Source organism: Marinomonas vulgaris, assembly GCF_018145875.1.
In the GTDB taxonomy this organism is placed as follows: domain Bacteria; phylum Pseudomonadota; class Gammaproteobacteria; order Pseudomonadales; family Marinomonadaceae; genus Marinomonas; species Marinomonas vulgaris.
In genome coordinates this window covers 1-7,519 of sequence record NZ_JAGSSV010000043.1, presented here as the reverse complement: position 1 = coordinate 7,519, position 7,519 = coordinate 1, and the positions used below count along the sequence as shown (strand labels likewise).

Annotated in this window: 7 protein-coding genes; 3 read left to right on the top strand and 4 right to left on the bottom strand. The window is 41.9% G+C overall.

Annotated elements, in window-relative coordinates; translation table 11 throughout:
• Positions 1–50: 50 nt before the first annotated feature.
• Positions 51–506, bottom strand: a complete 456-nt coding sequence (locus J9B83_RS15400) for a transporter substrate-binding domain-containing protein (protein ID WP_211537687.1) — start codon at positions 504–506, stop codon at positions 51–53.
• 166 nt (positions 507–672) lie between these two features.
• On the opposite strand from J9B83_RS15400, the gene J9B83_RS15395 reads away from it, so the two are divergent.
• Positions 673–1,620 (top strand): LysR family transcriptional regulator, encoded by a 948-nt coding sequence (locus J9B83_RS15395; protein ID WP_211537686.1) that lies wholly within the window; start codon positions 673–675, stop codon positions 1,618–1,620.
• 163 nt (positions 1,621–1,783) lie between these two features.
• Here J9B83_RS15395 and fabG read toward each other — a convergent pair whose 3' ends face one another.
• Positions 1,784–2,563: a 3-oxoacyl-ACP reductase FabG gene (gene fabG, locus J9B83_RS15390; RefSeq protein ID WP_211537685.1), complete on the bottom strand. Its 780-nt coding sequence runs from the start codon at positions 2,561–2,563 to the stop codon at positions 1,784–1,786.
• Between the two features lie 135 nt (positions 2,564–2,698).
• Between fabG and J9B83_RS15385 the strand changes: the two genes are divergently transcribed.
• Both J9B83_RS15385 and J9B83_RS15380 read left to right on the top strand, forming a co-directional pair.
• Positions 2,699–3,730: a phosphotransferase enzyme family protein gene (locus tag J9B83_RS15385; protein WP_211537684.1), complete on the top strand. Its 1,032-nt coding sequence runs from the start codon at positions 2,699–2,701 to the stop codon at positions 3,728–3,730.
• Positions 3,727–5,049, top strand: a complete 1,323-nt coding sequence (locus J9B83_RS15380; protein WP_211537683.1) for an aspartate aminotransferase family protein — start codon at positions 3,727–3,729, stop codon at positions 5,047–5,049. Before J9B83_RS15385 ends, J9B83_RS15380 begins: the two co-directional genes overlap by 4 nt.
• Before the next feature lie 15 nt (positions 5,050–5,064).
• Here the strand turns inward: J9B83_RS15380 and J9B83_RS15375 are convergent, their stop codons facing one another.
• On the bottom strand, positions 5,065–5,832 hold the full coding sequence (locus J9B83_RS15375; protein WP_211537682.1) for a DeoR/GlpR family DNA-binding transcription regulator: 768 nt from the start codon (positions 5,830–5,832) through the stop codon (positions 5,065–5,067).
• Positions 5,833–6,256: 424 nt separating this feature from the next.
• Positions 6,257–7,185, bottom strand: a protein-coding gene (locus J9B83_RS15370; protein ID WP_236037353.1) for an IS5 family transposase whose coding sequence is annotated in 2 segments (ribosomal slippage) — positions 6,257–6,690 and positions 6,690–7,185 — 930 coding nt in all. Because the reading frame shifts where the segments join, the coding sequence is not laid out codon by codon here.
• Positions 7,186–7,519 lie beyond the last annotated feature (334 nt).

Below are 7,519 nucleotides of genomic sequence, written 5' to 3'. Positions count from 1 at the left end.
CAAAGCCTGCGGCTGGGATGATAAGTATCTGTTTAAAGTGATGGGACTGGTTAAATAATATTCATGCGTTTGCCCTGGGTTGTAGAGCCTTGAGCTCCGATGATTTTTCCTTTCATAGCCGCAGGTGAAACGTCTTTTAATTCAATGTATTTATCAGCAACAAATGTCATTGCCGATGCCTGATACGGGCTACTAAAAGCAACTTGTTTTTTTCTTGCTTCAGTTATAAACATTGACGCCAATACCAAGTCGTACTTATTGGCCAATAATGCAGGTATTATCCCATCCCAGTCTTGAGCAACAAAAATACATTCTCTCTCCATTTCAGCACAAATTGCATTTCCAATATCAATATCAAAACCTGCTAATTGACCATCGGCTTTATAATAGTTAAAAGGAGGATAGGCACCTTCGGTACCTATACGTAAAGTCTCATTCGCGATTGATATGTTTGGCATGATGGAAAGGCACGATAGAACAGCACCAGTTAATAGCATCATCTTCATATTGAGTTCCTTTGGTTATTTTAATGATTTGATTCACAGTGTAGGTCTAGTGTTTCTTTGATCTAGGTTGAGTATCCCTAAAAAATTAACATTGTAATAATGATGAATTTGTATGTTATACATAGCCTGTGGTTATGTATCGGGGTTGGAATGAAGGTAAGAATAAATGTCATCAAGTAAAGAAAAATTGCTGCGGAACTTAGATTGGAACCTAATTTATACATTTTTAATCATAGTTAACGAGGGAGGCATCAGTGCAGCTGCTCGCAAGCTTAACCTTAGTCAACCTAGTGTGAGCAATGCACTTAAGAGATTAGAAGAGCACTTCGGTAAGCGTCTTATACTAAGGAAGAAGGGCGTGTTTGCGCTTACACTTCAGGGTATGAGGATATACGAGTACGCTTCAAGTGCTGGTCGTATGCTAAGTAACATGGCTGATCATTTCGTTGAACAGCAAGACACGGTGCAAGGTGAGATTGTGATTGAAGTAGCAAGTTACTTGCAATGTCCTGCTTTTGATAAGGCTATAGCCAGTTATCATGCTTTATATCCAAATGTTATATTTTGTATTAATACTCAACCAAGCGCAGATATCGTTAGTCATGTTGCTGAGGGTGGGTTACGTATTGGATTAAGCAACAAGAAGATTTCTAAAACAGGGCTAAGGTTCGACTTCATAGGCTATGAAAAAATGGCTTTTTATTGTGGATCAAGTCATCCTTTTTTCAATAAAACAGATCTCACTTTGGATGATGTGAAAGGCAGTTCATACTTATCTTTTGAAAGTGATCAGCCTGGAGAAGGGTTAGATGTAATCGCACAATTTAGGGAAGGTCATCAGTTTTGGGGGAGGTTAGTTGCTGTATCTTCAAACGTCGAAGAAATTCGTCGGCTTATTATGACTGGCATTGGAATAGGGGCTCTTACCACAGATAGTGCACAGACTTATGTAGATCAAGGGTTATTGTGGCCCTTACCTCCTTACGATGATTTTCCTATGACAGAAATATATCTTGTAACACCCGAAACCGTTACTTTAAATGATATTGAAAGAAATTTTATAAAACAACTTAAGAAGCATGTGAGAGAAGATGCCAAGGCTATCTATAAATAACTAATATACTAAGAGGATCTAAATCTAATATCGACTTATTCGCAGCATCATTTTTGACGTGCATGTTTCGCTTCGCTCACAATTTTAGCCAACTACAATTTGCTCTTTAACAGGGCGTTATTTCTCGTATATAAAGGAGTTCCGGTGGTAAAAGTTCTCGTTACTACATTTCCGCAATCGCATCCATGCTCTCAGGTAAAATCTGTCCACCATCAACTACGATTTGTTGCCCTGTAATATAGGACGCTTCATCCGACGCAAAAAAGAGTGCAGCATTGGCAATGTCTTCAACGGCACCTAAACTTTTAAGGGGGATAGAAGCGGCCATAGAGGCAAGGTATTCTTCTCCTAAATCATCTAATCCTTCCGTTGCTATGTTGCCTGGCATCACTGCATTGATGGTTGTGTTAAAGCCGGCCAATTCCATAGCCGCAGTTTTAATAAAACCTAATTGTCCTGCTTTCGAGGCACCATAATGTGACCACCCAGGATAACCGGTGATTGGCCCAGTGATAGAAGAGGTAACAATGACTCGACCTTTATTTTGTTTCTCAAAAATCGGTATACAGGCTTTAACGCTTAAAAATGTACTTTTCAAATTAGTCGACATAACTTGATCCCAGTCATCGGGGCTCATTTCTGACATTTTAATTTGTGGGAAAATACCGGCATTTGCACATAAAATGTCAACACTGCCAAATTTTTCAAGGGTCGTATTTACTAACGCCTGCACAGAATCCCAATCAGAAACATCACAAAGAACATAATCTGCTATGCCGCCTTCCTTGATAATCTCATTGACAGTTGCTTTTGCAGAATCTTCACCGCGGGCAACAATCATGACTTTAGCCCCTTGTTTAGCAAATACCTTAGCGATGCCTTTTCCGATACCTTTTGAACCCCCTGTCACAATAGTCACTTTGTTTTTTATAGGCGTTAGCATGCTGTGTCTCCTCGAACCGAATAGTTGAATGCCTTTATAATTTACCTAATAAAAGTCACAAAGCAACATAAAAATGTTGCAAGTCAAACAAAATAAACTTCATAATGACTGTTATTGATTAATGAGAGGTCACTTATGGCAGGCGCACATCATCAAGATTTTATTGACCGATTAACTAAGGGTGTGGAAAGTGTGAAGCATCACTGGGGGATTGATTCAGGTGCCCGTGTCCGATTACTAACCTTATCTGAAAATGCGACTTTTATTGTCGAAGCTTCTGATCATAAGCCATCAATTATTCTTCGAGTACACCGTCTCGACTATCATTCTCACGATGAAATTCTGTCTGAACTTGATTGGATTGGCGCATTACGAAAAGAGTCTCAAATCAATATTCCTGAACCCCTTCCATTAAAAGACAACTCCTACATCGCATCATTCGATGATGAGGGCCAAACTCGATACGTGGTTGCCTTTGAATTTATGGCTGGCAAAGAGCCGTCAGAAAATGACTCGCTGAGCGATGGGTTTGAATTACTAGGAAAAATCTCAGCAGAACTGCATAACCACGCAAGCCAATGGAAGCTTCCAACGTCATTTCAGCGAAAAAGCTGGACGTTTCAAACCAGTTTCGGTGATAAGCCATTATGGGGTGACTGGCGAGAAGCCATTGATCTCAATGCTGATGATCAAGATATTCTGGAAACGCTGTGTCAAACGCTAAAAGTTAAACTCGATGAATACGGTACTCAAGAAGACCGTTTTGGATTGATTCATGCCGATTTACGACTTTCTAACTTGTTAATGGAGCAAGACACTCTGTCCGTTATCGACTTCGATGACTGTGGGTTTAGCTGGTTTATGTATGATTTCGCAGCGGCCATCTCTTTTTATGAAACGTCACCTCAGGTTCCTGCATTAACCGAAGCATGGCTGAAAGGCTATAGAAGCGTTCGTCTGCTAGAGCAACAACATGAAGACATGATTCCGACGTTCATTTTATTTAGGCGTTTATTATTAACCGCTTGGATCGCTAGCCATTCGGAAACAGAAACCGCAATAGAAGCTGGACTAGGAGACTATACCAAAGGCACGGTAGCGTTAGCCCAGCAATATCTAAAGGGTGACTATTTAAGAGCATCATTTCTAGAAGAAAGACGTTTATGATCGATAAAAAAGTTCGCCCAATCCTTGAAATGAACGCGTTCGACAAACAATGTCCTCAAAGCGACAGTGTCGCGCGGCGCATTGCTAATTCAGGTGCATCATCTGTTTTGTTTTATCGTGACCCTATTGAAATGGTATCTGCAGAAGGTGCTTGGATGACCGATATAAAAGGCATTCGCTATCTCGACTTTTATAATAACGTGCCCTGTATTGGACACAGCCATCCAGCTGTTCTTGAAGCTGTGAGCAAACAAATAGGGACCTTAAATACCAACACACGCTATATAGTACCGATTGTTGATGAGTATTTAGAAGCGCTAAAAAGCACTTTTCCCGAAGCATTAAACCTGACGAATATTGTCTTAACATGTTCTGGTAGTGAAGCCAACGATCTCGCTATGAGATTGGCTTGCAAGCATACACAAGGAACGGGGTTTATAGTCACTGAATCGGCTTATCATGGTAATACAGCTTTCGTTACTCAAGTCTCACCGTCAGCGCTTAAAAACACAAAATTGCCAGATCACGTCATTGCCATTCCTCCCCCAGCAAAAAAATATTACGGTGAAGAAGTAGGGCAGGGGTTCGCTAATCAGGTAAAGGCAGCGATTGATCAGCTTAACCAAAGAGGTATCAAGGTTGCGGCTTTATTGCTTGATAGTGTTTTTTCTTCCGATGGCGTTTTCACTGAACCGTATGGACTACTCAATAAAGCGATCGAAGTGGTTCACCAAGCGGGTGGATTGTACATAGCGGATGAAGTACAACCCGGTTTTGCTCGAACAGGTACGGCATTTTGGGGGTTCCAAAATCATCATGTTTCACCTGATATTGTGACGCTGGGAAAACCAATGGGCAACGGTTTCCCAATGGCGGGTGTCGTCACAAAATCAGAATATCTGGATGCATTTTGCGCCGATGTGGGCTATTTCAATACATTTGGTGGAAACCCTGTCGCGGCGGCGGCGGGTCTTGCGGTACTGAAAGAAATCCAGGTTAATAACCTTCAAGAAAACGCTCGGGTGCTGGGTGATTATTTAAAACAGCAGCTTCAAGCTATTGCTGAAGTCTCTCCTCATATTAGTGAGGTTCGTGGTTCTGGGTTATTCATAGGTATTGATGTTTGTGATTCATCTTCAGCGCAAAAACCCGACGCTGAATTCACAGTAAAAATGATAGATAGGTTACGAGATGAGAATATTTTGATTGGAGCCGCTGGACCCGATGGGTCAACATTAAAGCTTAGACCGACGTTATGTCTAACGAAAGAAGAAGCCGATTATTTTATCCAAGCATTCGCCAAAGTGTTAGGGCTCTAAAAGGAAGCAGTATTTTTAAGGTGTAGTTAATTTGATATCTACACTTTCCGCGACAAGTTGCTTACGAAGTGGCTCACTTGGGACCTTATCAGTGATTAAAAAATCGATATCGCTCCAATGACTAAATTGTGCGATGGCTTGTCGATCAAATTTAGTGTGGTCTGCGGTGATCATGCAGCATTCACTTTGAGCAATCATTGATCGATAAACGTCAGCTGCCTCCATTAAAGCATCGCTAGGCCCTGTGGAGGTTATGCCGCTCGCGCCAAGTATCGCCCAATCCGCGCTTAATTCAGATAAAAAACGAACGGCCTGAGCACCATGAACGGCACCTTCACTAGCGTAATACTCTCCAGGTGCCATAATCACTTTAATAGTAGGATTAAGAGACAATACCGTTGCTACACCAAAAGAGTGCGTAATCACAGTAATATTGTTCATCTCAAAAGCGATGCGTTTAGCAACATGCACTGTAGTTGCACCAGAGCCAATCATGATGGTTTTTGCACCTTTCAATAATGGCACAGCCACTTTGGCCATTGCAGAACGTTCTTCACGCTTTTCTTTATGGCGCTCGGATAACACCGCTTCTGAAGGTTGTCGTAAAACAGCACCGCCATACGTTCTGCTGATAACGTTCTGCTCTGACAGCTCTTCTAGGTCTCTACGAATGGTTTCTTTTGTTACTCCGAGTACTACAGACAACTCTCCAACACGCATAGATGGGCTAGAGCCTAGTTCATCAATAATGGCTTTGTGGCGAAGTACTTTTTTACGGGTCATGCAATTCCTTAGTAGCATCAGAATAAAACCGATTTATTGTAATTATACCTGTTGGGGTCAAGCCTGAAACTAGAAGTTATCATTAGATCTGGTTGTTAAGCACAGTGATGAGGCTGAATGCCATTGTGTAGTCAGTCACTAACGCGTTTATATAACTGCTTGTTTCCTGATTTTTACACCTGAAAATAAAAAAGCTCGTTACACTTCAGCGCAACGAGCTATCAAGTCTATCTTTATTAGGTCCCTAGCCAATTGCTTGTCCAAATGTCTAAGGAAACTGCGATTAAGAAGTTGAACAGTAGACAGTGTTTCTAACTCGGTTAAAAAATCGCAAAATATCACCCATTTCAGTATTTTGCCCTTTAATAAGCTCATTCAGCCTTGTTTACGGTCTTTTAGACGAATTATCCCTCTGCGGCTCGTATCATTGGTCAATTCTAAACACGTTGGCTAAGGCAAACAGCATCGCCAGTTTGTTATCATTTTTCTCTAAGCCGCGATAGACGATTTTCCTAAAACCAAACTGTCGCTTGATGATTCGAAACGGGTGCTCTACTTTTGCTCGAATACTGGCTTTTATGTATTCCGTTCGGATTGGTAGCTTGTTTATCCTTGGATGTTTCTTGAGAAGACGTACCTTGCTTGGCATCTGAGCAATCAACCAATCGGCCTTGATGTCTTTGAGCTCTTCTCGTTTTTGTGCGCCTCCATAACCTGAGTCCGCTGAGATAAAACGCTCCTCACCATGAAGCAGATGTTCTGATTCTGTTATGTCATGTACGTTAGCCGCTGTCGTACTTAAACTGTGCGTTAGCCCTGTTCTGGCGTCAACGCCGATGTGAGCTTTTAGCCCAAAAACCACTGCTTACCTTTTTGTGTCTGGTGCATCTCGGGATCGCGTGCTTTTGCTTTATTTTTGGTTGAACTGGCCGCCTCGACAATCGTGCCTTCTTTTAGATAAATACCAGCGCTGGACAACCACTTGTTAACCCCTTGGAACAGCTGACGGGAGAGCTTATGCTTTTCCAGTAAGTGCCTAAAATTCATGATGGTTGTGTGGTCCGGGATAGCATTGTCCAGCGACAATCCAGCAAACAAACGCATGGACGTGATTTCATAAAGCGCGTCTTCCATAGCAGGATCGCTCATGTTGTACCAATGCTGCATGCAGTGAATGCGAAACATCGTAGACAGCGGGTACGGTCTTCTTCCTTTTCCAGCTTTGGGGTAAAAAGGCTCAATCACGGCTTCAAGCTGGCCCAAGGCATCCATCCGAGAAAGGAAAATTTCTTTGCGTGTTTTACGACGATTGTTGTTGAATTCGCTGTCGGCAAAAGTGAGTTGATGTGACATGGTCAGGCTTGAAGGTTAAAAATTAATTGTCTCATGCGCGGGAATTATTCGCATCTTCCCTAAGTATCGGGCTCATTTTTACCAGTGTAATCGAACAACACATAACAATTCGAACGGGTTCCTTTGATGATTTTAAGAGTCGTGTCAGAAGCTTTTATCACGGCTTGCTAAAGCAAGGTTGTATGAAATCGATCATAAAGGGGCTGTAACTAAGTAGAGCGTTTTAACATCCAGCCCGAAATCGTCTGTGGACTTAGCGGCGTTTTTCAAGGTAGTTGTCGCCTAAAATAATTAAGCAGCGTCTTTATGTTGCTCTGGATTTAATTCCACATCA

Bases quoted from the DNA above. Each gene is read 5' to 3' on its own strand.
- J9B83_RS15400 (WP_211537687.1), bottom strand. From the start codon at position 506: ATGAAGATGATGCTATTAACTGGTGCTGTTCTATCGTGCCTTTCCATC.
- J9B83_RS15375 (WP_211537682.1), bottom strand. From the start codon at position 5,832: ATGACCCGTAAAAAAGTACTTCGCCACAAAGCCATTATTGATGAACTA.
- fabG (WP_211537685.1), bottom strand. From the start codon at position 2,563: ATGCTAACGCCTATAAAAAACAAAGTGACTATTGTGACAGGGGGTTCA.
- J9B83_RS15380 (WP_211537683.1), top strand. From the start codon at position 3,727: ATGATCGATAAAAAAGTTCGCCCAATCCTTGAAATGAACGCGTTCGAC.
- J9B83_RS15385 (WP_211537684.1), top strand. From the start codon at position 2,699: ATGGCAGGCGCACATCATCAAGATTTTATTGACCGATTAACTAAGGGT.
- J9B83_RS15395 (WP_211537686.1), top strand. From the start codon at position 673: ATGTCATCAAGTAAAGAAAAATTGCTGCGGAACTTAGATTGGAACCTA.